The following is a 24490-nucleotide window of genomic DNA, read 5'->3' on the forward strand; positions in this document are numbered from 1 at the left end:
GTGGGGTGGTTCACAGGACGGAGTCGAGCCAGTCGAAGACCTCGTCCTGCAGCGGCGCGGTGAAGACATGACCGAGGTCCGGCCAGGTCCGCAGCCGCAGCCGCTCCTCGGCGTGGCGGGAACGCCAGACGGCGCGCAGCTTGTCGTGGGCCACGCGGACCCCGTCGGCGGGGAACAGCGGATCGAGGCCGCCGTTCAGGAAGAACATCGGCTTGGGGGCGCCGATGCTCGCCACGTCGGGGAGGTCGAGGTACCGGGCGAGCCCGGGATGGAGCATGTAGTAGGAGGACTGGCCGCGCAGGATGTTGTTGCCGGGGACCATGACCTCCTTGAGCCCGGTCATCCAGCCGACGCTCACGGCGGCGGCTATGTCGTCGCTGAGCGCGGCCGTCTGCCAGGCCCGGAAGGCGCCCATCGAGAAGCCGAGGGCCGCGACCCGGCGCCGGTCCACCCGGTCGAGGCCGGCCAGGAAGCCCGCCGCGCGCACGTCCTCCCTGGCCATGAGCCCGGCGAGGGACGAGCCCAGGTTGTAGAGGTTGCTCGCGAGGGCCTGCTGCTCCTCGTAGCCGACCGGGCCCCGGTCGCCCCAGCCGAGCGCGTCCACGGCGAGGACGACATGGCCGCGCCGGGCGAGTTCGTCGCCGACGAACCGGCCGCTGAAGTACCGGTCGGCCCAGGCCCGCGCGGACGGCAGCCGGCTCTCGTCGTACCAGGGCCTGACCAGCTTCTCCTTCCCGATGTCGAACCTGGCCCCGTGGTCGTGCAGGAGGAGGACGGCGGGGAAGGGTCCGGTGCCGTGCGGGGTGAGCAGGGCGCCCCGGACACGGCCGTACCGGGTGAGGGAGAAGGTCACCGACTCGCGGGTGAAGCCGTCGCCCTCGGCCCGCTGTCCGCCGAACTCGGGCGCGTACGGGATGTCGTCCCGTCCGACGCACAGATGCTCCTCGACCTTCGCCCGGGCCGCCCGCCGCCAGGTGCGGAAGTCCCGGATCGGTGAGGTGCCCCAGGCGAGCGGGAAGCACAACTCGTCCTTGAGCAGAGGGTGGAAGTCGGGGAGGGCACCGGCCAGGGCGGCCCCGGCGACGCCCGGGGGCTCCGCGCCGCCCGCCGGCGTTCCCGTCCCCGTGGCGAGCGCCGCCGCCCCCGCGCCCACGACGAAGGCCCGGCGCCCCACGGATCGGCGGGTCCCCGGCGGGCCGGGGGCGTCCACCGGCTCACCGGCCGGCATACGGCCTCCAGTCGCCGAGATAGGTCCGCCGTGTGTGCTCCCTCGCCTCGGCCGCGGTCAGCTGCGGCCGGTTGTCCGGTACGGAGACGACCGCGCCCGGACCGGAGTTGGCGTGCTCACGAAAGCGCATGGTCTGCCAGGGGTAGGTCTCCCGCATGTCGGTGTACGGGGCGGCCGCGTCGATCCCCGGGCCGATCCAGGTGTCCCGTACGACCAGCGAGGGCCGGGCGGTCGTCTCGTACGAGGGCACCCAGGGCCGGGCGATCTTGTAGGCGGCGTGCTCGGCGCCGGAGGTGATCCGGCCGCGCAGGGCGAGGAAGCCGTAGGGGTTGGCGCGGGCGGTGGCCGGGGCGAAGACCATGCCCTTGGGGGTGAAGGACACGTCCCGTTGGAGGGTGCGGAAGTGGCAGGAGTCGAAGACGGCACGGGCCCGCCCGAACACGAAGTCGACATCACCCTCGATGTAGCAGTGCCGGTAGTACTGCCGGTCGAAGGCGTCGAGCGCGGTGGTGTCCGCGAAGAGGGTGTCCTGGTGGGCGAGGAACCGGACGTTCTCGAAGTGCGAGCGGTCCCCGGTGACGTACGCGGCGACGGCCTGGGTCCCGGTGCAGTCCGGATGGTCCGCGCGCAGCCAGTCGTTGGCGAGTGTCAGGTCCCGTACGGTCAGGCCGGCCGCCGCCGAGGTGAAGGTGGCGGAGCCCGCGGTGCCGTACGTGCCGCCCTCGGGCCTCGGGGTGCCGTTGGCCCGGGCGAAGACGACGACGGCGGCGCGCGGGTCACGGGAGGCTCCGCGCAGCGTCAACTCCCCTTTTCCAGAAGGTATGCCGACGACTTCCCGGTACGTCCCCGGGTGGACGACGATCGTCCACCCGGGGCCGGTGACGGCGTCGACGGCGGCCTGGACCGACCCGCCGGGCCGCACGTGCAGGACCCGGCGGGCCGGGCCGTGCGCGAGGGCGGGCGTGGTGCCGGCGGCCGTCAGACCCCCGGCGACCCCCGCCAGCCCGGTGAGCAGTGTGCGCCGGCGCATGTCAGAACCTCTCCCACGGGGTCCAGTCGCCGAGGTACGCCTCGCGGGTCGCCGACGCGGCCTCCGCGCGGGTGAGTTGGGGCCGGTTCCCGGGGACGGTGACGGCGGCGCCCGGTCCTGTGTTCCGGTACTCGGCGAAGCGCTGCTCCTGCCAGGGGAAGCCGGACGACATGTTCGTGTACGGCGCGGCCGCGTCGATCCCGCTGCCGAGACGGGTCCGGCACACGGTGAGCATGGGCCGGGCGGTGGTGTCCGAGCTGGGCACCCAGGGGCGCGCCAGCTTGTAGTAGGCGTCCGGGGCGTCGCTGGTGATCCGGCTCCGGGTCACCAGACAGCCGCGCGGGTTGGCGCCCGCCGTGGAGGGCGCGAACACGAACCCGTACGGGGCGGACCCCAGATCGGTCCTGGTCAGCGCACGGAAGCGGCAGCGTTCGAAGACGGCCGTGGCCCGCCCGAAGACGAAGTCCACGTCCCCCTCGGCGTAGCAGTCGCGGAAGTACTGCCGGGCGAAGGTACCGAGGGCCGTCGTGTCGGCGTACAGCGTGTCCTGGTGCCCGAGGAAACGGCACCGCAGGAACGCCGACCGGTCGCCCTGCACCTTGATGGCGACGGCCTGTGTGCCGCTGATCCCGGGGTGGTCGGCGCGCAGCCAGTCGTTGGCGAAGGTGATGTCCCGCGCGGTGAACCCGTCGGCCTGCACCAGCGTCGTGGCGGACCCGGTGGTGCCGTAGGTGCCGCCGCCCGGCTTCGGCGTACCGGCCGCGTTGTCGTACACGACCATCACGTCCCGGGCGTTCCCGGAGGCTCCGATCCAGGTCATCCCCGTACGGGCGACACCGACGGCGACGGTCTCGCGGTACACGCCGGGCGCGAGGACCAGCGTGTACCCGGTGCCGCTCGCTGCGGTGACGGCGGCCTGCACGGTGGTGAAGTCGCCGGCGCCGGCGGCGTCCACGTACAGGGTCCGCTCGTCGAGGCGGGCGGCCGGCGATCCGTACGGCCCGAAGACACGGGGGCCGCGGCCGCCCCGGGCCGCCTGGGCCCGGGGCGCGACGGCGAGCGCGAGTACGGTCCCGGCCCCGGCGGTCATCAACGACCGTCTGCTCGGCCCCGGGTGGCGCCCGGCCATCAGCAGACCTTCCCGGCACCCGCGCCGTTGCCGACGACGCCCGGCACGGCGCGCGGGGAGTCGACCCTGGTCCGCAGGGTGGGTGTCCACCCTGCGCCGGACTGCAGGATCTCCGTGGGGACCTCGGCGTTGTGGACGGCGATCAGATCCGTCGGCTTGCCGTTGACGTAGTTGTTCTGGGCCGTGAGCGGGGCTTCGTTCCACTTCTTCAGGGCCTTGCCGACGCTCGCGCCCGCCGGCAGCGTGATCGCGTTGTCGCTGGCGTGGAGCTGCGAGCGGATGCCGACGCCGAAGAGGTAGTAGTCGGACTTCTGCGCCTCGTTCACCACGTAGTGGTTGTTGTAGACGTCGACCTGGCCGAACCGCACGCGCGGGGAACGCTGGAGGATCCCGTCGAAGCGGTTGTGGTGCAGGGTGACCTTGAGCTTGCCGGAGTCGGTGGTGGCGGTGCTGTCGCTGTTGCCGATCAGCATGTTCTTGTCGTGGTTCTGGAAGCGGTTCCAGGACACGGTCACGTGGTCGGCGCCGCGCACGATGTCCGTCAGCCCGTCGTGCTGCTGGAAGACCTTGCCGAAGTACACCGGCCGCTCGCTGTCCGGGTGGCGCCCGTCGGTGAACGTGTTGTGGTCGAGCCACACGTGGTCGGTGCCGTAGACGACCACGGCGTCGTACTCGGAGTTCCAGTTGCCGGTGTTGTTGTCGTCGGTGGGGTCCCACTTGGGGAAGCAGTCGAGCGGCGCCTCGACGGTGAGGTTGCGCATGATGACGTTGGAGACGCCCTTGATCTGGATGCTGCCGCCGAGGATGCCGGAGTGCCTGCCGACGCCGACGATGGTGGTGTTGCTCGGGATGCCGGCCTTGATCTCGGAGTCCTGCCGGGCGGCGGAGGCGACCCGCGCGTCCTCCTGTGGACCCTTGGCGACCTCGTCGTTGCCGTACACGGCCGGGTCGTAGTCCTTGAGGTACTGCTGGAGGTCGTAGCCGCCGGTGACGAAGGCCTCGCACCCCTCGGAAACGGCGTCGATCAGGCCCTTGACCTTGATGATCTTCGGCGCGTCACCGCCGTCTCTCAGGGCGGCCTTGAACTCGGCCCAGGTGGTGACGGTGTAGACGTGCTCGGCGGTGGCCGCCGAGCCGCCGGTGGTGCCGCCTTCCGCCGAGCCCCAGCCGTCACCCGCGCCGAGAACCTGCCGGCCGAGGTCGCGCCCCTGGGACTGGGCGACACCGGTGCCCGTGACGCCCAGTACGAGCGCGGTACAGCCGACGACGGAAGTGATGGCATGGGCATGCCAGATACGGGGACGCATGGATGCGGTTCCTTTCGGAGCGGGTGAGGGAGAGGGAGGTTTCTTCGCCGGCGCGCGGTGCGGCTACGCCTCGGGCCAGGTGATCCAGGACTCGGGGATCTCCTCGACCAGCCGGCGTACGTCGAGCCGCGACAGGACCCGGCGGCGCAGCAGCTCGGAGGCGACCAGCCGTGCCACGGCGATGGCCCCGGGCGGGTTGAAGTGCGTGTTGTCCTGCTCGGCCGCGGTCCAGTTGAAGTACTTCTTGGTCTCCTCGACGCCGAGCTCCTGCCACAGCGCGATCGACAGCGCCTGGACGTCGAGGAGCGGGACACCCTCCTGCGCGGCGAGCGCGATCGCCGCCGCCGGATAGTCGCCGTGGGTGGGCACGGCCTTGCCCGCCGCGTCGAACTTGCGGCGCTCGACGGAGGTCGCGAGTACCGGCCGGGCCCCCCGGGCCCGAGCGCCGTCGATGTATCGGAGCAGATGCTCCTGATAGGTCGTCCACGGCTCGGTGTAGCGCGTGGGGTCGGCGATCTTGGAGTCGTTGTGCCCGAACTGGACGAGGAGGAGGTCCCCGGGCCTGATCGCGGCGAGGATGACGTCCAGCCGCCCCTCGTCGATGAAGCTCTTGGAACTGCGGCCGTTCACCGCGTGGTTGGAGACCTTCAGCCCCCGGGCGAGGAAGAAGGCGAGCGCCATGCCCCACCCCGTCTCGGGGGCGGCGTCGGCGTACTTCTGCGCGGCGGTGGAGTCACCGGCGATGTAGAGGGTGCGTTCGCGGCGGGGCCCGCGGGACGGGGCGGCGGACGCGGGCCCCGTGGCCGCGACGGTGAGCGGGACGGCGGCGAGCGCCGCGGTGGTGACCTGTCTACGGGTGAGTGACACGTGCGGGTGCCTTTCCGGTAGGCCCCGCGCCCCGATCTGGGGCGCGGGGAACTGCGCGACCGGCCGGAGAGAGGGCCGGTGGGCCGGGAGGCCTGCCCACCGGCGGAGGGTCAGCCCTTCTGCTCGTTCCATTCGGCCTGTGCCGTGTCGAGCTGTTCGGCGAGCGCGTCCAGGAAGTCCTTCGCGTTGCTCTGCCCGTCCATCACCTTCTGGAAGGCCGGCTCGTTGTCGGCCTTGGAGATCGTGTTCCAGTCCGGCAGGTAGTACGGCAGCTGCACGATCGTCGTCGACCCGTCGGTCAGCGCGGCGGCGGCCAGCTTCGTCGGCTCCGCCTCGGAGATCCACGTGTCCTTCGCTGCGTCGTTGTTCGAGGGCACCTGGCCGGCCGATTTGTTGAACCTGGAGTTCTGCTCGTGCGAGGTCGCGAACTCGATGAACTTCCAGGCGGCGTCCTTGTTCTTGGAGCTCTTGAACATGCCGAGCCCGTCCACCGGGTTGGACACCTGGACCCGCTTGCCGCCGGGGCCGGTCGGCTGCGGGATGCCCCGGAACTTGTCGACGCCGAACGCCTTCACATGGTCCTGGTACGAGCCCAGGTTGTGGTTGAGCATGCCGATCGTGCCGGAGTCGAACTGCGCGACCATCTTGGTGAAGTCGTTGTTGAGGTCGGCCGCGGGCGTGACCTTCTTGTAGAGGCCGACGTACTTCTCCAGGGCCGCGACGTTCTTCGGGTCGTTGACGGTGGTCTTCTCACCGCTCGCGTCCCAGAACGAGGTGATCCCGGACTGCCCGTACATCGCGTCCAGCGCCTGCGCGATGGAGCCGGCGCCGCCACGGATGGTGTAGCCGAACTTGTTCTTGTCCTTGTCCGTGAGCTTCTCGGCGGCCTTGTAGAACGTGTCCCAGTCGGTCGGCTCCGCCAGGCCCGCCGCCTTGAACAGGTCGGTGCGGTAGTAGAGGACACCGTTGTTGGCGGAGGTCGGGACCGAGTAGAGCGCGTCGCCGCCGCCGGCGGACTTCAGCGACTCGACCATCGACTCGTTGAGCTTGCCGCTCAGGGAGGACTTGGCGAGCCGGCCGTCGAGCGGCTCCAGCGCGCCCTGCGCGGCGAAACCGGCGGCCATGGCCGCGCCGACACCGCCGACGTCCGGCAGTCCGCCGCCCTGGATGGCCGTGTCCACCTTGGACTGGTACTCCGTGGAGGCGATCCCGACGTACTCGACGTCGATGTCGGGGTTGGCCTGCTCGAAGTCGGCGATGACCTCCTTCCAGATGTCGGTGCGGACGCCGCCGTTGTTGTCCCAGAAGACGATCTCGCCCTTGCCGCTGCCCTCGGAGCCCTTGTCCCCGCCCGTGCCGCTGCCGTCGTCACCGCAGGCGGTGGCGGTCAGAGCGAGGACGGATCCCAGGGCGACGGCCGCGGCGGCACGCCTGCTTCTGCGAATGCTGATCTTCATTGAACGGCTCTCTTCTTCTGGATACGAGGGTTATGAAGTTGTGGGGGGTCTGTGCCGTCTCCGGGGGCGGACTCAGTGGCCGGCGCGACCGCGGTGCGGCGCCCAGCCGTCCGTCCCCGCGAGGTAGGTGGTGACCGTGCGGGCCGAGGCGTCCGCGCGGTCGAGCTGCGGCCGGTCGGCGGTGACACCGGACCCCGGCCCGTACGTCCGGTACTCCGTGAACCGCGCGTCCTTCCACGAGAAGCCGCTCATGTCCGTCCACGGCGACGACTTGACCGCGGCGGGCAGTTCGGTCTCCCGGAAGAGCACCTGGGCGATCGCGTCCGGTTCACCGCCCGGGTGCCAGGGCCGGCCGAGGTGGTACGTCCCGGCGGGCGCGTCGCTGACGACCTTCGACCGGGTGATCAGGAACCCGTAGGGGTTGTCCTTCCAGGTCGAGGCGGCCGTGATGTAGCCGTTGTTGCTGTCCGAGCCCCGGCTGAGCGCCTTGATCAGGGACCGCTCGACGACGGTGCTGGCGCGGCCGTAGATGAAGTCGACATCGCCCTCGATGTAGGAGTCTCGGATGTAGACCCGGCTGACGACGTCGAGCCTGGGGCTGTCGGTCATCAGGGTGTCCTGGTTGCCCAGGAAGGCCGTGTTCTCGAAGACGATCCGGTCGCCGGTCGTCTTCATCGCGAGCGCCTGCTCGCCCTTCAGCTCGTGCGCGGCCTCGTCGAAGTCGTTGCTGAAGGTGAGGTTGCGGGCGGTCACGTCACTGGCGAGGATCCGCACGGTGGCGCTGCCGTCGGAGCCGCCGTACTCGGCGGGTGTGTCGTGGACGAGGACGGTGTCCGAGCGGTCCCGTCCGGTCCCCCGCAGCACCAGGTTCGGCTTGTCGGCGGGGATCAGGACCTTGGCGCGGTAGGTGCCGGGCGCGATGCGGATGGTGACCGTGCCGTCGTTGCCGGCGGGTACGGCGTCCACGGCTGCCTGCACGGTGGTGTAGTCGCCGGGGACGTGGAGGACGGTGTTCGTGCCGAGCGACTTCTGCGGGCCGGAGAACCGGGTGACCAGCGCGGGCACGGCGGCGGCCGGGTCGAGCCGGTAGGCGTAGAAGTCCCTGGGGTCGAAGGCGGTGCCCCACTCCTCCCGGCGTCCGGTGACGTTCTTCAGGACCGACCCGCGCTGCACCAACTCGGCGGTGGCGTCGGCCTGGTAGGGGTGCTGGACACCGTCGTAGTAGCTGTTCTCGATGACCATCCTGGTCCGGCCGCGCGCCCAGTTCCCGTACGTCCACACGGGGTCGCCGTCGGACACCTGCGCCGAGAGGTAGTTGTTGTAGAGGTGGGCGTAGGCGCAGTTGTCGGCGGAGGGGTTGCGCTGTTTGGTGCCGGTGAACCAGTTGTGGTCGATGGTGATCTCGGTCCGGAGATTGGTCGTCCAGCCGATGCCGAGGGCCTTGTTGTGGTTCCTGAACCGGTTGTGGGAGACGGTGATGTACCGGCTGTCCTTGCGGATGTCGAGCAGTCCGTCGCCCATGTGCTCGAAGCGGTTGTGGTCGATCCAGACGTGGTCGGCGGAGTCCGTCTGGATCGCGTCGAAGTCGGTCGTCTTGCCGTCCCAGTCGCCCTCGACGTAGGAGTCCCGGATCGTCAGGTTGCGGATGATCACGTTGCTGGTCCCGGGGTTCAGGTGCAGTTCGCCGTGGACGATCTCGCCGGTGTCGCCGACGCCGATGATCGTCTTGTTCGAGGTCACGACGATGTCCGAGCCGAAGGGCGCCACGTCGACGGCCCCGGCCACGCGGATGACGTAGGGCTCCTCGGCGGACGCGTACCGCACCAGCGCGGCCTGGTCGGTGACGGTCACGACCTTGCCGCCGGCGCCGCCGGTGGTGCCGCCGTCGAGGGAGGCGAAGCCGTGCGGCCGGTCGCTCCAGCGGGGCGCCGCCTCGGCGGAGGCGGTCCCGGCCGGCGGTGCGGCCTCGGCCGGGGTGAGCGCGCCGACCATGAACGAGGCGATCAGGGCGGTGACGGCGGCCAGGGCTCTGCCGCGGTGGGGTAAGCGCTTGCTACGGAGGTGCGTCATTGCGGCTCCCAACAGGCGTACGAAAGACGGGGTCAGGCGGGTGTGGCGCGCGCGGCGGTGATCCGGAACCGGGTGAACGTGGCCGCTCCGGCGTGTCCCCCGGCGGTGGGCGCGACCGCGAAGAGGCCGAGCAGGGCGCCGACCCAGCGCCAGGGGGTGGCGGCGAAGACCTGTCCCGAGGACTCCCACCCCTCCCCCACGTCGTAGGAGAAGCGGCAGCGTGCCCCGGCGGCGGTCTCGATCCGCAGCCGGGCCCGTCCTCCGGGCGCCGGGCGCGGACGGGCGGCGTCCCGCTCCCCCTCGGCGACGGTCTCGGCGAACCGGTGGACGAGCCGCACGCTCCCGTCGGCCTCCCGCTGGAGTCCGATCCAGCGGAACGCGTCCCCCAGCACGGCAAGCCCGGCCCGCGCCCCCGGTTCCCCGCTGTCGAGCCTCAGTTCGACCTCGATGGAGGCCGGGATCCCCGGCAGCCGCTGTGTGAGCACATTCGCCAGTTTCCGCAGGTCGTGCGTGTGCACGGAGCGCACGCACGTGAGCCGCAGCCCGTCCCCGGAGTGCTGGGTGGCCCAGCCGTCCTGGGGGTTCGCGGTCCACTGCCACTGGCGTCCGAAGCGGCCGCCGGGGAAGTCGTCGTCGGTCGCGGGCGCGGCCGGCGGCTGCGCCGGCAGCGCCGGCTTGCGGTGGACGGCGACCGGGGCGCCGTCGTCACCGATCACCGGCCAGCCGTCCGCGCGGCCCCAGCGCAGAGGCTGGAGGTGGACGACCCTGCCGTACGCGCCCCGCTGCTGGAAGTGCAGGAACCAGTCCTCGCCGGCCGCCGTGCGCACCCAGCCGCCCTGGTGCGGCCCGTTGACCTCGGTGTCCTTCTGCTCCAGGGCGATGTGCTCCTCGTACGGGCCGAAGAACTCGCGGGAGCGGAAGACGCCCTGCCAGCCGGTCTCCACGCCCCCGGCGGGGGCGAAGATCCAGTACCAGCCGTCGTGCCGGTAGAGCTTGGGTCCCTCCAGGGTGAACCAGCCGGGGAGCCGGTCCGCGTCGACGACGACCTTGCCCTCGTCGAGCAGCCCGGTCCCGTCGGGCCGCATGCGGTGCCCGGTGAGCCGGTTCTTGATCCCCGAGCGTGACTTGGCCCAGGCATGCACGAGGTACGCCTCGCCCGTCTCCTCGTCCCACAGCGGACAGGGGTCGATCAGCCCCTTGCCCTCCTTGACCAGGTGCGGGCGGGTCCAGGGGCCCCTGATCCCAGGGGCGTTGACCTGGAAGACGCCCTGGTCCGGGTCGCCCCAGAAGATCCAGAACCGGTCGTCGAAGTGCCGCAGCGAGGGCGCCCACACCCCGCAGTCGTGGCGCGGAGCCCTGAACTCGCAGGCCGGCTCCAGGAGTTCGAGCGCGTGGCCGACGAGCGTCCAGTTGACGAGGTCCCGGGAGTGGAGCAGGGGAAGACCCGGTGCCCGGCCGAAGCTGGAGGCCGTCAGATAGAAGTCGTCGCCCACGCACAGGACGTCGGGGTCGGACCAGTCGGCGTCGAGGACGGGGTTGCGGTAGGTGCCGTCTCCCCGGTCGGCGGAGAAGGCGGGCGCGGTGACGGCTCCGGTGGCGGTGGTCGTGTCGCTCACGCCTTCACCGCCTTACGGACGAGGGCCGCGGCCTCGTCCCGGTCGAGGGTGCCGTCGGCGACGACGGTGACGATCCGGCGTACCGCGGTCTCGCCCGGCCCGATCGGCAGCCGCTCGGTGTGGGCGAGGGAGGACCCGACTCCCGGGTACTCCTCGGCGCGGACGAACCACGGATCGCGCCGCGTGGTGTCGGTGGCCCCCGTGAAGACGAGCGTCCAGTTGCCGCCGGCCAGGGCGACCCAGTCGGCGCGGCGCCCGTGGACCGCCGGCTCGCCCTCCGTGTCGGCGGTGAAGACGCGGGGCGCGGCGGCTTCCTTGCGGGCCCGCCAGAAGAACCCGCCGTACGCGGCGCCGGGGCGCCCGTTGGTGGCGGGGCTGCCGATGGACACCGGGGCGTCGGTGATGTTGGTGAGGGAGAAGGTGAAGTCCAGCGCCCAGGCGGATGCGGTGAGTTCGGTGGCCGCGACCGTACGGCGCTCGCGCAGCAGCTCCCGGGAGGAGGCCACCCAGCGCAGTTCCTCGACGAAGCCGTCGGGGTCCCGCAGATGGAAGGAGGTGTGGCGCTGGGAGCCGTGGTTGGCGAGTTCGGTCGGGCCCCGGTCACGGACGTAGGTCCGTCCGCCCCAGAAGTTGTGCCCCTCGACGTCGGGAACGGCGACACCGACGCCGAGGTGGTGGAGGTGGTCGGCGGGGCTCAGCTCGGTGACCGCCGTACCGGACAGGGTGGTGACGGGGTGCAGATAGGGGCGGGGCGAGTGCCGCTGAGGGAGTTCGGGCCGGGTGAGGTAGCGGCCCACCGGACGGCCCGCCACCCGCAGGACCAGGGACCCGTCGGTCATCATGTGCTCACCTCTTTCGCCGGTGGTGCCAGGAGCGCCCAGGGGGCGCCGAGTTCGGAGTAGAGGGCGAGGTTGTCGGCGGCGGCCGCGACCAGAGCGTCGATGCCGTCGACGACCCGGCGGTCCTCGTCGGGCAGCCGGTGCCAGGCACCGGCCGGGAGGGCGATCGGGTCCGGGGCGAGCCGGATCGCCTCGACGACCCTCATGAACGCGCCGGTCACCGCCGGCGGGGCCAGCAGCTCGGTGCCGTCGACGAGGTGGTCGACGAGGTTCTCCAGCAGGTCCGTGCGGCCGAACTCGATCTCCTCCGGGCCGCGGCCGGCCCGCTGGACCAGTACGCGGTCCTGCTTGTACCAGAAGGTGATGCGGCCGCTGGTGCCGTGGACGACGTTGTACGGCTCGCCCGGGTCCTGCGCGCACAGCGTGGCGGCGACGGTGATCCGGCCGCCGTCGGCGGTGGTGACCCGCACGCAGGACGTGTCGTCGGACTCGATGTCGTTGGCGCGCAGCAGTTCGGTCTCGATGGCGGTGACGTCCTCGGCACGGTCGGCGCCGGCGAGCGCGAGCCCGGTGGCGACGGCGTGCGCGAGGGGGTTGGTGAGCGCCCCGTCGATCACGTCCACGCCGTTCATGCGCCGCTTGCCGGCCCAGGGCGCGCGGCGGTAGTACGCCTCGGCGCGCGCCCAGGCGCCGGCTCCGCCGATACCGACGACCTCGCCGATCAGGCCGTCCGCGATCATCCGCCGGATCGCGGGCAGGGCGTGCGAGCCCAGCGACTGGAAGCCGATCTGGCAGACCGTGCCGGCGTCCGCGACCCCGTCCGCCATCCGGCGGAACTCGGCGTACGACGGGGCGGGCGGCTTCTCCAGCAGGACGTGCACCCCTCGCCGGGCCGCCGTCAGCGCCAGGTCGGTGTGGGTCGGGATCGGGGTGCAGATCACCGCGATCGCGGCGCCCGTGGAGTCGAGGAGCGCCCCGAAGTCGGCGGACTGCTCGGGTGTGCCGAGGCCGTCCGGGATCTCGTCCGCGCCCAGCGGGGTCAGCTCGCAGATCCCGGCGAGCCGGACGATCCCCTTGTCCTGCAGCCGCCGGATGTTCTCCAGGTGCCAGCGGCCGTGGCCCCGGGCACCGGCGAGGACCAGCGGCAGCGGGGTGTCGTAGGCGGTGTGGTCACGGTTCATCGGGGTCATCGAATCCTCCCTGCGCCCGCGCCGCGGGCCACCTCTCGGTCGGCCCTCCCGGCGCTGTCGATCTTTTGGTGCAGGGTAGGCGTCCAGCCGACGTCGGCCGTGAGATCACGCTCGCTGCCCGAGTCGTAGGCGTTGTAGATGGCCAGGAGATCCACCGGACAGCCGTTGAAGAGGGTGCCCGTCCGGTGCAGGGCGGTGCCGTTCCAGCTCTTGACCAGGTCGGCGGCCTCGACATGGCCGGGGGTGGTGAGCGTGGCGCCCAGCACCCCCGCGAGGGCCATGAGCCGAACCGCTCTCCGGCGTAGGGTCATCCCTTCACCGCCCCGGCGCTGAAACCTGTGATCAGCCACTTCTGGATGAAGGCGAAGACGATGACCACCGGGACGGCGGCGATGATGCCGCCGGCCGCCAGTGCGCCCAGGTCGACGCTGTCCGCGCTGAGCAGGGTGTTGAGGCCGACCGGGATCGTCTGCTTGTCCTGGTTGCTGAGGAACATCAGGGCGAACAGGAAGTGGTTCCAGGAGTGCACGAAGGCGAAGGAGCCGACCGCGATCAGGCCGGGCCGCAGCAGCGGCAGCACGACCACCCGGAACGCGGTGAACCGGTTGCAGCCGTCCACCCAGGCCGCTTCCTCCAGCGTGTACGGCACGTTCTTGATGAAGTTGCTGATCAGAATGATCGACAGCGGCAGCTGGAAGACCGTCTCGGCGAGGATGACACTGCCGAGCGAGTTGATCATCCGCAGCTCGGCGAAGATCTGGAACAGCGGGACCAGGAGCAGCGCCCCCGGGACGAACTGGGAGCACAGCAGCGCCAGCATGAACCCGCGCTTGATCCTGAAGTCGAAGCGGGCGAGGGCGTAGCCGCCGGCGAGGGCGACGAGCGTGGTCATCAGCAGGGTGACGACACCGACGAGCACGCTGTTGTGGAAGTAGACCCCGAAGCTGCGCTCGTTCCACACCTTCTCGAAGTGCTCGAACGTCATCGGCCAGGGCACGAGCGAGGTCGAGCCGGGCTTGCGCAGCGCGAAGAGCAGGATCCAGTAGAAGGGGACCAGGGTGAACACGAGGTAGATCGACAGGGGCAGGTAGATCTGCCAGCGCGGGACCTCGTCCCAGGCGCGGCGGACCTTGTGCGGGCGCTGCGGGGGCTCCTCGGCCGCGGGCGCGGGCCGCACCGGGGCGACCTTCTCGACGTCCTTGGTGATCACTTGGACTCGCCTCCGAACTTGCTGAGCCGCAGATAGACCATCGAGCAGAAGAGCAGGATCACGAACGCGACCGTGGTCAGGGCGGACGCGTAGCCGAAGTTGTGGGCGTCGACCGAGGTGTTGGCGATGTAGAGGGGGAGTGTCGTGGTCTCCCCCGCCGGTCCGCCGCCGGTCAGGGTGTACAGGAGGTCGACGTTGTTGAACTCCCACACCGCGCGCAGCAGCGTGGAGAGGATGATCGCGTCCTTCAGGTGCGGCAGCGTGATGTGCAGGAACTGCCGGACGCGGCCGGCGCCGTCGACCTCGGCGGCCTCGTACAGGTCCTTCGAGACGGACTGGAGGTCGGCGAGGATGAGGATCGCGAAGAAGGGGACACCGCGCCACAGGTCGGCGACGACCGCGGCCGAGAAGACGGTGGAGGTGTCGGAGAGCCAGCTGGTGCCGTACTCGCCGATGCCCATGTCCGCGAGGTAACGGGTGATGCCCGTCTGGGAGTTGTAGAGGAGCACCCAGATCGCGGAGGTGAGCACGCCGGAGACGGCCCAGGGCGAGAAGACCATCGCCCGGCCGACGGCCCGGCCGACGAAGGTCTGGTTGACGATGAGGGCGAGCGCCAGACCGAACAGCAGCTGCAGCGAGACCTCGACGACCACCCACTTGGCGCTGAAGACGAGGGTGTCCCAGAAGAGGGGGTCCTCGGTGAAGGCGTGGACGAAGTTGTCGAAGCCGGCGAAGCCGTTCCGCCAGGGCTTGGTGGGGTTGTAGTGCTGCAGGCTGTAGTAGAAGACGCTGATGACCGGGTAGGCGATGAAGCCCAGCATGAGCAGGGCGGCCGGGGCGATCAGCAGGTAGGGCAGCCTGCGCGGGGTCGCGGAGGCACGGCGCGCACGGCTCCGCCGGGGTGGCGCGGGCGGTTTCGCCACGGCTGCGGCTTGGGCCATGACTGGGGCTCCGTTTCTGGGTGCGTCGTGGTGCGTCGTGATGCGTCAGTGGGGCGTCGTGGGGCAGGAAGCGCTTTCTCGCTGGGCATGGATGTACTTGATCGCGCGGTACGGGGTGCCACATGTGGTGCGTCGGCGGGTGCGGGTGCGGGTGCGTTGTGGCTAGTCGCGCGGTTCCCCGCGCCCCTGCAGGGCGCTCAGCCCGCGTAGGGGTCCGGGACCTTGCCCGGTCTGGCCAGGAACTCGAAGTCGCAGCCGGTGTCGGCCTGGGTGATCTGGTCGTTGTAGAGGGCGCCGTAGCCGCGTTCGTAGCGGGTCGGCGGCGGGGTCCAGTCCGCCCGGCGGCGCTCCAGCTCCTCGTCGTCCACGTCGAGTCGCAGGGTCCGGGCTTCGACGTCGAGGGTGATCGAGTCGCCGGTGCGGACCAGGGCGAGGGGTCCGCCGACGTACGACTCCGGTGCCACGTGCAGCACGCAGGCGCCGTAACTGGTGCCGCTCATCCGGGCGTCGGAGATCCGCACCATGTCCCGTACGCCCTGCTTCAGCAGGTGGTCGGGGAGGGGCAGCATCCCGTACTCGGGCATGCCCGGTCCGCCCTTGGGGCCGGAGTTGCGCAGTACCAGCACGCTGTCGGCGGTGATGCCGAGCGACGGGTCGTTGATCGTGCGCTGCATCGTCCGGTAGTCGTCGAACACGACCGCCGGTCCGGTGTGCCTGAGCAGGCGCGGTTCGGCGGAGATGTGCTTGATGACCGCGCCGTCCGGGCAGAGGTTGCCGCGCAGTACGGCGACGCCGCCCTCGGTGGCGACCGGGTTGTCCCGGGTGCGGATCACGTCGTCGTCGTGCACGAGCGCGCCGTCGAGCTGTTCGCGCATCGTGTCGTACGAGACGGTCGGCCGGTCCAGGTGCAGCAGGTCGGTGATCCGGGACAGGAACCCGGGCAGGCCGCCCGCGAAGTGGAAGTCCTCCATCAGGTACGTCCGGCCGCCGGGCCGGACGTTGGCGAGCACCGGCACGGTTCGGGCGACACGGTCGAAGTCGTCGAGGGTGAGTTTGACGCCCGCGCGGCCGGCCATGGCGATGAGGTGGATGACGGCGTTGGTTGAGCCGCCGAGCCCGAGGACGGTGGTGACGGCGTCCTCGAACGCGTCCGCGGTGAGGATGTCGTTCAGCTTCCGGTCCCGGTGGACCAGTTCGACGATCCTGAGGCCGGCGGCGGCCGCCATCCGGTCGTGGCCCGAGTCGACGGCCGGGATGCTGGACGCGCCCGGCACCGTGACGCCGAGCGCCTCGGCGGCGGCGGTGAGCGTGGAGGCCGTGCCCATCGTCATGCAGTGGCCCGGCGAGCGCGCGAGACCGGACTCCAGTTCGGTCATCTCGCAGTCGCCGATGAGCCCGGCGCGCTTGTCGTCCCAGTACTTCCACATGTCGGTGCCGGAGCCGAGGACCTCGTTGCGCCAGTGGCCCGGCAGCATCGGCCCGGCGGGCACGAAGACGGCCGGGAGGTCGACGCTCGCCGCGCCCATCAGCAGCGCGGGGGTCGACTTGTCGCAGCCGCCCATCAGCACGGCTCCGTCGACCGGGTAGGAGCGCAGCAGCTCCTCCGTCTCCATCGCGAGCATGTTGCGGTAGAGCATGGGGGTCGGCTTCTGGAAGGTCTCGGAGAGGGTCGAGACCGGGAACTCCAGCGGGAAGCCGCCCGCCTGCCACACACCCCGCTTGACCGCCTGGGCACGATCCCGGAGGTGTACATGACAGGGATTGATGTCGGACCAGGTGTTGAGGATCGCGATGACCGGCTTGCCGAGGTGCTCCTCGGGGAGGTAGCCGAGCTGACGGGTGCGGGCGCGGTGGCTGAAGGAGCGCAGCCCGTCCGTGCCGTACCACTGGTGGCTCCGGAGTTCCTCCGGCCTCTTCGTGCGCTGCTCGTGCTTCATATCGACCACCCGGCGGCGATGGCGGCGACCTCGGCGCGTTCGTCCTCGGGCAGGTGCCTGCTGGGGGCCCGGACGTCGCGGCGGCACAGGCCGAGGGAGGCGAGGGCCTCCTTGACGACGGTGACGTTGTTGGCGGAGCCGTTGGCGGCGCGCAGCTCCTCGAAGCGCCGGATCTGCTCCCAGATCTTCATGGCACCCGGGAAGTCACCGGCCCGAAGCGCCTCGATCATGTTCAGCGAGACGGCCGGGGCGACGTTCACCAGGCCCGACGTGAAGCCGGTGGCGCCGGCCGAGAAGTAGGAGGGCGCGTACGGCTCGGCGAGCCCGGCCACCCAGACGAAGCGTTCCAGGCCGGCGTCGCGGGCGAAGGCCGCGAACCGGGCGGCGTCCGGGACGGCGTACTTGACCCCGACCACGTTGGAGCAGGTGTCGGCGAGCCGGGCGAGCCGTTCGCCGGTGAGCTGCGCGTTGCGGATGTAGGGCACGACGCCCAGTTCGGGCACGGCCTCGGCGATCGCCCGGTGGTAGTCGACCCAGCCGTCCTGCGACACGTACGGGTGCACCGGCTGGTGGACCATCACCATCTGCGCCCCGAGCTCGCGGGCGTGCTCGGCGGAGGCGACGGCGGTGGGCACGTCGTGGCCGACCCCGACCAGGATCACGGCCCGGTCCCCGGCCTCGTCCATCGTCAGCTCGGTGACCAGACGGCGCTCTTCGGGGGTCAGGGCGTAGAACTCGCCGGTGTTTCCGTTGGGGGTGAGGGTGGTGATCCCTCCGTCGAGCAGCCTGCGCAACAGGGCCCGGTGGGCACCCTGGTCGACGGTGCCGTCCTCGGCGAACGGAGTCACCGGGATCGCCACCACGTCGGCCAGGGCCGCCCGTTGGGTCTCGAACGTCACGCTGCTCATGGATGACCTTCCTCTGCGAGGAGCTGGAGGACTGCGGAGGCCGACGGGTCAGCCGCCTCGTGCGGGTTCGCCGTGCCTCGTGGACTCGCGGGCTTACCGGGCCTGCTGCGGCCGCCGGGGCTGGTGGGCCTGCTCGTCCTCCCGCGCCCCGGGGAAGGCCCGTTCGACGAACGAGGCGATGTGGGCGTGCAGGGCGGCGGCCGCGCCGTCGGCGTCGCCGTCGAGGGCGAGCCGCAGGATCTCCCGGTGCTCGGCGGCCTCCCGTTCCCAGGAGGGGTCGGAGGCCCAGGCCACGGCCGACACCAGGGCGGCCTGGTCGCGCACCTCGTCGAGCATCCGGCCGAGCAGCGGGTTGCCGCACGGCACGTACAGGGCACGGTGGAACTCCCGGTTGGCCAGCGACCGTTCGGCGGTGTCCGTGGCCTCGTCGGCCCTGGTCAGCGCGTCGCTCGCCGCGTCCCACGGTGCGCCGCGGCGCACCGAGCGCCGCAGGGCCTCCGGCTCCAGGAGCAGCCGTACGTCATAGACCTCGCGCGCCATGTCCGCGTCCACCATGCGCACCGTGACGCCCTTGTACTGACTCATCACGACGAGCCCGGTCCCGGCCAGCGTCTTGAGCGCCTCGCGCACAGGTGTCTTGGACACCCCGAACTGCGCGGCCAGCTCGGTCTCGACCAGGGCCTGACCGGGCGTCAACTGCCCGGTGAGGATGCGGTGCTTGATCCCCTCCAGCACGAACTGCGTGCGGGACGGGATCGGCGTGGGCACAGAGGTCATGCGCGCCTCTCGGTTCTCACGTGCGGGATCTCAGGTATGGGATCTCACGTATCGCGTCTCATATATGACGTACGAAGTACGACGCGTTGAAGGTAGGGAGAGGCGTGATGTTTCGTCAATGCTTCCGACGGAAGAAGATGTGCCCGCCGTCACATGATCTTGAAATCACACGGTCCTGGTGTCGCCCTCGCGCGCGCTCTCGGTGGGCCCGCCGAAGACCACGGCCGCCCGGCCGGTCGCCCCCTCCCGGGACAGCGTGGGCCCCACATGGGTGATCAGCAGCCGGCTCGCGCTCTTCGCGTACGCCCCGGCCTCCTCCGGCGTGAGATGCACCCGGGGTTCACCTTCGCGATGGGTGTCGACATCCGCCTCGCACAGGAACAGGTCCGCGCCACCGGCGAGTCGGCTCAGTGCCTCGCACGGACCGCTGTCCCCCGAGTACGCGAAGACCCGCCCCTGACACTCGGCGCGCAGCCCGTACGACTCCACGTCGTGGACGACGGCACGGGCGGTGAGGGTGAGATTCCAGTGCCGCACGCTGTGACCGTCGTACAGGGGGCGGAAGTCGAAGACGCTGTTCAGGAAGGCCGTGTCCAGCCGCCCCAGGGATCCGGCGAGGCGCTGCGCGCAGCCGTCGGGCGCGTACACGGGCAGCGGCGCGGGGAGGGTGAGGCCGCCGTACGCGAAGCCGTACAGCGCGGCCGCCAGGTCCGCGCTGTGGTCCGCGTGCAGATGGGAGATCCAGATCGCCGTGAGCCGGGTGGGATCCGTGTGCCGCTGCAACTCGGCGAACGTACCGAACCCCGCGTCCACCCATATCTCGGCGCCCCCGCCACGCAGCAGATACCCGGAGGCGGGCCGGCCCGGGCGGGGATACGGAGAGGCGGTGCCGAGGACGGTGAGACTCAGGGGCATGTCGGGGAGCGTACGGAGCGGCGGGGGGCGCGCGCCGCGTTTCGCGGGTTCTGTCCTGGATGCGCCCATGAAAGGGGCGGGGGCGGCGCCGCCCCGGGTGTCTCGCCTCGCGGTCCGCCCGCGCCCCTCCTCGCCGGGAGCCTGCGCGGTGGCCGCCGGGCCGCAGCCGGTGGGGTCGACGGGGGTGGGGCGGCTCTCCGTCGCCGGTGCCCCGCCCGGTGCCGCCCCCACCGCGCGGCCTACGGCTTCCAGAGCGGGTCGCGTCCGCTCAGGCCGATCGCTCGGTCCAGGAGCGGCGCCTCCTCCGGTACGGGTTGCACGGGGCCGAAGATCTCGCCGCGCGCCGGGTCGTCGGCCGAGGCGGCGAGGAAGGCGTGTGTCGCGGTGAGGGCGGCGGGGTCGGGTTCGTACGCCTGGCCGGTCGCCCGCGCGAGGTCCCAGCCGTGTACGACCAGCTCGTCCGCCGCCACCGCTCCGGCGATCTCACCCGGCAGGGACACCCCGCCCGCCCGGGTCTCCCCGGTCCACGCGGCCGGGTCCCGCCATGCCTCGGCGAGTTCGTCGAGGACCTGCGGCAGCGCCTCGCGCCAGCCCGGCCCGATGTCGGGCAGCGAAGCCTGCGGATCGGTGTCCGTCGTGGGACCCGGCTCCTTGTGGCCCGCGTCCCGGAAGGCGACGGCCAGTCCGAGCAGATGCCCGAGGACGTGGCGCACCGCGTACTCCGGGCACGGGGTGCGGTCGGACAGCTGATCGTCGCGGACGCCTCGGGCGAGACGGGCGACGACGCGGGCCTGCGGGGCGAGGTCGAGAGGGGCCGGTACCTGGTCGGTCATGCGGAGCTCCTGGGGTGCGTCTCGAAGGTGCGTCGGCGTGCTGCGTCTGTTCCGTGTCCTCATGTCGGTAGACCCCCGGCGCCCCGAGAACTCATCGCTCGCACCGCCCCCACCCCTCCCGGCGACGATTTCCAGGGCATCTGCCCGATCCCCGCGGCGGGGCCTCAGCACCACGATCACCGGACATGACCTCCACACCCGAACCCACACCCGATCCCGAACCCGCGCCCACGCCCGCATCCCCACCCCGTACGACATGGCGGGCCGCCCGCGTTCTGGGGGACCGCGACGCGGGGCCGTATCTCGCGGGGGTGGTGGTCTCGGGCCTCGGCTCGTCCGCGATGTGGCTGGTGGCGGGCGTCTGGGTCAAGGACCTCACCGGCTCGAACGCGCTGGCCGCGCTGTGCACGCTCGCCCTGTGGGCCCCGCTCCTCGTCGGCCCCCTCCTGGGCACCCTCGCGGACCGCCCCCGCCGCCGCCCCCTCCTCATCGCCGTCCAGCTGGTCCCGGCCGCGCTCCTCCTCACCCTCCCGACGGTGGACACCCCGGGCGACCTGTGGCTCCTCTACGCGGTGCTCCTCGTCCACGGCGCGGCAGGCGTCGTCGGCGACGCGGTCGAGGCGGCCCTGGTCGCCGGCACCGTCGACACCGCCCTCCTCGGCGACTTCAACGGTCTGCGCATGACGGCCAACGAGAGCATGAAACTGGTGGCGCCCCTGGCGGGAGCCGGTCTGTACGCGGCGTACGGCGGGGCGGCGGTGGCGCTGCTGGACGCGGCGACGTTCCTCGCGGCGGCGGGGCTGTACGGGCTGGTGCGGGAGCGAGGGACACGGCCCGCCCCCTGCGCAGGGCCCGCCCGGGGCCTGTACGCCCGCACGGCCGAAGGCGCCCGCCACCTCCTCACCGACCCCCGCCTGCGCCCTCTGGTGCTGGCCGGCGGCACGACGATGCTGCTCTCCGGGGTGAACGGCGCCCTGATCCACGCGGTGGTGGAGGCTCTGGGCCACTCCCCCGCCTACACCGGCCTCCTCTTCCTCGCCCAGGGCGCCGGCTCGGTCGCCGTCGGCCTGGCCACGGGCCCCCTCCTGCGGCGCCTCGGCGCGGTCACCTTCGCGGCCCACGGCATCGCCCTGACGGGAGCGGCGGTGGCGGCCCGCACCGTCCCGGACGACGTCATCACCCTGGCCGCGAGTGCGGCGATCGGCGTCGGCCTCCCCTGCGTCCTGACCGCCGCGCTCACCGCGGTCCAGCGCGAGACCCCACCCGATCGGCTGGGCCGCACCGCGGCCACGGCCCACACCCTTCTCTTCGCTCCGACCGTGCTGGGCATGGCCCTGGGCGCGGGCCTGGTCGCCGTGGCCGGCCTCCCGGTACTGCTGCCGGCCGTGGGCGCGCTCCTGCTCGTGACAGCGGCCTGGCTGCTGCGTCATCGCTGAACGATGGGAGACCCTGGAGACATGGGCGAAGTCATCTGCGACATCACGGTCTCGGTCGACGGTTACTCGGCCGGGCTCGGCCAGAGCGAGGAACGCCCGTTCGGCGACGACGGGGGTGACGGGTCGGGCGGCGGGCTGCACGCGTGGATGTTCGACACTCCGGAGGAGAACCGGGCCGAGATCGACCGGCTGAACACCGCCGGCGCGTTCGTCATGGGGCGCAACATGTTCGGCCCTGTGCGCGGCGGGTGGGACCGGCCGTGGAACGGCTGGTGGGGCGACGACCCGCCCTTCCACGCACCGGTGTTCGTGCTCACGCACCACGCCCGCGAGCCCCGGCCGATGGACGGCGGCACCACCTACCACTTCGTCACGGACGGCATCGCCCCGGCGCTGGCGCGGGCCCGCGCGGCGGCCGGCGACGCGGACGTCACCGTCCTCGGCGGCGCGACCACCGTCAACCAGTACCTCACCGCCGGTCTGATCGACGAGGTGCGCCTGCACATCGCCCCGCTCACCCTCGGTGCCGGCACCCGTCTCTTCGAGGGCGTCCCTGCGCTGCGGCTGGAGCAGGTGGCATCGCGTCCGGCGAGCCTGGTCACCCACGTGACCTACCGCGTGCTGCCCTGAGCCGGTCGCCGCCGCCCGCCCGGACCGCGCCCGCGGCCACGGCGGCGGCTCACCCCACCGCCGTCAGCGCCTCCCGTACGGCCGCCAGATCCTGGTCCGAGGCCAGCCCCGCGTGATACAGCCGGAGTTCCGTGGCCCCCAGCTCCGCCGCCCGCCCCGCGTCCTCCACCAGGGTCACCGGGCTGCCGCCCATCCCCGACACGATCGGGAAGTTGGCGGCCAGCACGGCCCCGTCCGCCCCGGCCTCCGTGAACGCCGGCAGCAGCCCCGGCCCGCCCGCGCACGGCACGACGACCCCGTCGGCCACGCCGAGGACGTGTCCGGGGTCCACCCCGGGGTTGGCTCCGCAGTGGTACGTCACCGGGTCCGCGTGCAGCAGCACCTGGAACCCCGCGGGCGCGGCGGCCCGTACGGCCCCGACGGCCTCCTCCTGGAGCGAGCGGGCGATCGCGTCCCGCCACACTCGCGTGGCCGCCGCCCGGTCGGTCCCGAGAAGTTTCTCCACGGCCGGCCAGCCCTCCTCGACGCTGTCGCCGCGCCACAGCGGTTCCAGCGCCGTGCGGACGGCGGCCGCGAGCTCCTCGGGGTCCTGTCCGGCTCCGGCGTATCCGTCGCGGCAGGTGCCGCAGAAGCACAGCGACATCAGGTACTGCCCGGCGTCCCCGAGCCCGACCCCGCCCGTCTTGTCGTGGGCGTGCAGGTGGGAGACGCCGTACCAGCCGAGCGACTCCAGCTCCGTGCCGCGCGCACCCGGCCGGACCGCCGCCTCCACGGCCAGATCCACGAGGTACTCCCGGGTGTCCGGCTGCGCGATACAGGGGGCCCACGGATACCGGTCCCCGTAGGCGTTGACCACGGAGGTCGAGGGATGCTCGGCGCCCAGACGGGAGTTGTGCGCCAGGACCACCCAGGTGTGCACTTCGAGACCGGCGTGCGCCAGCGCCGTCGCCGCCTCGCCGAACGCGTCTCCGAACGCCCAGTCCCCCGCCGCGTACGGCCGCAGCGTACGGCCCTCCCACCGCGCGCCCGGCGGATACAGCACGGCCGCGTGCTCGGCGGTGACGATGCGCTGCCGGGGGTGGCGGGGGGTGAGCGCGCGGGTGGAGTGGTACGCGGAGGCGAGCGTCGCCTGCCGTACCCCCAGTCCCGCGACGCGCTCGGCGGCGGCCGGATCCCCGATGACGTCCCACGGGTAGACGAACGTCGACGCCTTCACTTGCCCTCCTGGCACTCTTCCAGCAGCGCGTGACCGCGCTCGATCAACTCACCCAGCCGCTCGACGTGTTCCCCCGCCGGCTCGTGCAGCGGCGGCCGTACCTCTCCCACGTCCAGCCCCCGTAGCCGTACCCCGGCCTTGACCAGTGACACCGCATAGCCGCGTCCCTGGGAGCGGAGTTCGACGAAGGGACGGTAGAACCCGTCGAGCAGCCGCCGCACCGTCGCGTCGTCCCCCGCGCCGAGCGCCCGGTGGAACGCGAGGGCGATCTCCGGGACGAAACAGAAGACGGCCGACGAGTACAGGGGGACCCCGACGGCCCGGTACGCGGGCTGGGTCAGCTCGGCGGTCGGCAGGCCGTTGAAGTAGAGGAAGTCGTCCGGGCCGGAGACCTCGTCGCGCACCGCGCTCACGATCCGGGTCATCAGGTCCAGGTCGCCGAGGCCGTCCTTGAGGCCGGCGATCCCTTCCGTGCGGGCCAGTTCGACCACGGTGTGCGGGGTGAACACGGCGTTGTCGCGCTGGTAGACGACGACGGGGAGCGAGGTCGCCGCCGCGAGTTCCCGGTAGTGGCGCAGCAGCCCCTCCTGGGCGGCCACGACGAGGTACGGCGGCAGGGCGAGCAGACCGTCGGCCCCGGCCTCCTCGGCGAGCCGCGCGTAGCGCACGGCGAGGGCGGTCCCGTAGCCCGCGCCGGCCACCACCGGCACCCGGCCCGCCGTCTCCGCGACGGCGGCCCGTACGCACTCCTGGAACTCCTCGGGCGTGAGCGCGTGGAACTCGCCGGTGCCGCAGCAGACGAAGACCGCGGCCGCCCCGGCCTCGACACCCCGGCGGACGTGCGCGCGACAGACGGCGGGATCGACCGCGCCGTCCGGGCCGTACGCCGTGACGGGGAAGAACAGCGGTCCGCTGGGGACCCTGAGCCGGGCGGCGAGCGGGGCTGACGTCACG

Annotated in this window: 21 protein-coding genes and 1 pseudogene; 2 read left to right on the forward strand and 20 right to left on the reverse strand. The window is 72.0% G+C overall.

Annotation, left to right across the window (positions count from 1 at the left end; genetic code table 11):
- Nucleotides 1–10: 10 nt before the first annotated feature.
- The 18 genes and pseudogenes from ACZ6BB_RS39360 to ACZ6BB_RS39445 all read right to left on the reverse strand — a co-directional run bounded on the left by ACZ6BB_RS39360 (nt 11) and on the right by ACZ6BB_RS39445 (nt 20254).
- The gene (locus ACZ6BB_RS39360) at nt 11–1228 is read right to left on the reverse strand and encodes a dienelactone hydrolase family protein (RefSeq protein WP_471619904.1); all 1218 of its coding nucleotides are present in this window, start codon (nt 1226–1228) and stop codon (nt 11–13) included.
- Nucleotides 1215–2258 carry a pectinesterase family protein gene (locus ACZ6BB_RS39365; protein WP_471619905.1) on the reverse strand — a complete coding sequence of 348 codons (1044 nt, stop codon included), beginning with the start codon at nt 2256–2258 and terminating at the stop codon, nt 1215–1217. Before ACZ6BB_RS39365 ends, ACZ6BB_RS39360 begins: the two co-directional genes overlap by 14 nt.
- 1 nt (nt 2259) lies before the next feature.
- Nucleotides 2260–3387 (reverse strand): pectinesterase family protein, encoded by a 1128-nt coding sequence (locus ACZ6BB_RS39370; RefSeq protein ID WP_471619906.1) that lies wholly within the window; start codon nt 3385–3387, stop codon nt 2260–2262.
- The gene (locus ACZ6BB_RS39375; protein ID WP_471619907.1) at nt 3387–4694 is read right to left on the reverse strand and encodes a pectate lyase family protein; all 1308 of its coding nucleotides are present in this window, start codon (nt 4692–4694) and stop codon (nt 3387–3389) included. Before ACZ6BB_RS39375 ends, ACZ6BB_RS39370 begins: the two co-directional genes overlap by 1 nt.
- Before the next feature lie 63 nt (nt 4695–4757).
- Nucleotides 4758–5561 (reverse strand): rhamnogalacturonan acetylesterase, encoded by an 804-nt coding sequence (locus ACZ6BB_RS39380; protein ID WP_471619908.1) that lies wholly within the window; start codon nt 5559–5561, stop codon nt 4758–4760.
- A 110-nt stretch (nt 5562–5671) separates the two neighbouring features.
- Nucleotides 5672–7018 (reverse strand): ABC transporter substrate-binding protein, encoded by a 1347-nt coding sequence (locus ACZ6BB_RS39385; RefSeq protein ID WP_471619909.1) that lies wholly within the window; start codon nt 7016–7018, stop codon nt 5672–5674.
- Nucleotides 7019–7090: 72 nt separating this feature from the next.
- Nucleotides 7091–9088, reverse strand: coding sequence for a pectinesterase family protein (locus ACZ6BB_RS39390; RefSeq protein WP_471619910.1), 1998 nt, complete (start codon nt 9086–9088; stop codon nt 7091–7093).
- Between the two features lie 32 nt (nt 9089–9120).
- Nucleotides 9121–10704: a glycoside hydrolase family 43 protein gene (locus tag ACZ6BB_RS39395; protein ID WP_471619911.1), complete on the reverse strand. Its 1584-nt coding sequence runs from the start codon at nt 10702–10704 to the stop codon at nt 9121–9123.
- Nucleotides 10701–11546 carry a DUF6807 domain-containing protein gene (locus tag ACZ6BB_RS39400; RefSeq protein ID WP_471619912.1) on the reverse strand — a complete coding sequence of 282 codons (846 nt, stop codon included), beginning with the start codon at nt 11544–11546 and terminating at the stop codon, nt 10701–10703. The genes ACZ6BB_RS39395 and ACZ6BB_RS39400 overlap by 4 nt, the downstream gene beginning before the upstream one ends.
- The gene (locus tag ACZ6BB_RS39405) at nt 11543–12733 is read right to left on the reverse strand and encodes a Gfo/Idh/MocA family protein (RefSeq protein ID WP_471619913.1); all 1191 of its coding nucleotides are present in this window, start codon (nt 12731–12733) and stop codon (nt 11543–11545) included. The genes ACZ6BB_RS39400 and ACZ6BB_RS39405 overlap by 4 nt, the downstream gene beginning before the upstream one ends.
- A pseudogene (locus ACZ6BB_RS39410) lies at nt 12730–12981 on the reverse strand (pectate lyase); the annotation flags it as partial. The pseudogene ACZ6BB_RS39410 and the gene ACZ6BB_RS39405, both read right to left, overlap by 4 nt.
- Before the next feature lie 59 nt (nt 12982–13040).
- Nucleotides 13041–13943, reverse strand: a complete 903-nt coding sequence (locus ACZ6BB_RS39415; protein WP_471619914.1) for a carbohydrate ABC transporter permease — start codon at nt 13941–13943, stop codon at nt 13041–13043.
- The gene (locus ACZ6BB_RS39420; RefSeq protein WP_471619915.1) at nt 13940–14884 is read right to left on the reverse strand and encodes a carbohydrate ABC transporter permease; all 945 of its coding nucleotides are present in this window, start codon (nt 14882–14884) and stop codon (nt 13940–13942) included. Before ACZ6BB_RS39420 ends, ACZ6BB_RS39415 begins: the two co-directional genes overlap by 4 nt.
- A 197-nt stretch (nt 14885–15081) precedes the next feature.
- Nucleotides 15082–16821 (reverse strand): L-arabinonate dehydratase, encoded by a 1740-nt coding sequence (gene araD, locus ACZ6BB_RS39425; RefSeq protein WP_471619916.1) that lies wholly within the window; start codon nt 16819–16821, stop codon nt 15082–15084.
- Nucleotides 16818–17729, reverse strand: a complete 912-nt coding sequence (locus ACZ6BB_RS39430) for a dihydrodipicolinate synthase family protein (protein ID WP_471619917.1) — start codon at nt 17727–17729, stop codon at nt 16818–16820. Before ACZ6BB_RS39430 ends, araD begins: the two co-directional genes overlap by 4 nt.
- A 93-nt stretch (nt 17730–17822) precedes the next feature.
- Nucleotides 17823–18506, reverse strand: a complete 684-nt coding sequence (locus ACZ6BB_RS39435; RefSeq protein WP_471619918.1) for a GntR family transcriptional regulator — start codon at nt 18504–18506, stop codon at nt 17823–17825.
- A gap of 165 nt (nt 18507–18671) precedes the next feature.
- Nucleotides 18672–19421 (reverse strand): MBL fold metallo-hydrolase, encoded by a 750-nt coding sequence (locus tag ACZ6BB_RS39440; protein WP_471619919.1) that lies wholly within the window; start codon nt 19419–19421, stop codon nt 18672–18674.
- 239 nt (nt 19422–19660) lie between these two features.
- Nucleotides 19661–20254: a TIGR03086 family metal-binding protein gene (locus tag ACZ6BB_RS39445; protein WP_471619920.1), complete on the reverse strand. Its 594-nt coding sequence runs from the start codon at nt 20252–20254 to the stop codon at nt 19661–19663.
- A 185-nt stretch (nt 20255–20439) separates the two neighbouring features.
- Between ACZ6BB_RS39445 and ACZ6BB_RS39450 the strand changes: the two genes are divergently transcribed.
- Nucleotides 20440–21690, forward strand: coding sequence for an MFS transporter (locus ACZ6BB_RS39450; RefSeq protein WP_471619921.1), 1251 nt, complete (start codon nt 20440–20442; stop codon nt 21688–21690).
- Between the two features lie 21 nt (nt 21691–21711).
- On the forward strand, nt 21712–22320 hold the full coding sequence (locus ACZ6BB_RS39455; RefSeq protein ID WP_471619922.1) for a dihydrofolate reductase family protein: 609 nt from the start codon (nt 21712–21714) through the stop codon (nt 22318–22320).
- Between the two features lie 49 nt (nt 22321–22369).
- On the opposite strand, the gene ACZ6BB_RS39460 is transcribed toward ACZ6BB_RS39455, so the two are convergent.
- Nucleotides 22370–23536 carry a hypothetical protein gene (locus ACZ6BB_RS39460; protein ID WP_471619923.1) on the reverse strand — a complete coding sequence of 389 codons (1167 nt, stop codon included), beginning with the start codon at nt 23534–23536 and terminating at the stop codon, nt 22370–22372.
- Nucleotides 23533–24489, reverse strand: a complete 957-nt coding sequence (locus ACZ6BB_RS39465) for a 5-dehydro-4-deoxyglucarate dehydratase (protein ID WP_471619924.1) — start codon at nt 24487–24489, stop codon at nt 23533–23535. Before ACZ6BB_RS39465 ends, ACZ6BB_RS39460 begins: the two co-directional genes overlap by 4 nt.
- Nucleotide 24490: the final 1 nt, after the last annotated feature.

This window comes from Streptomyces sp. NPDC041108 (genome assembly GCF_055592645.1).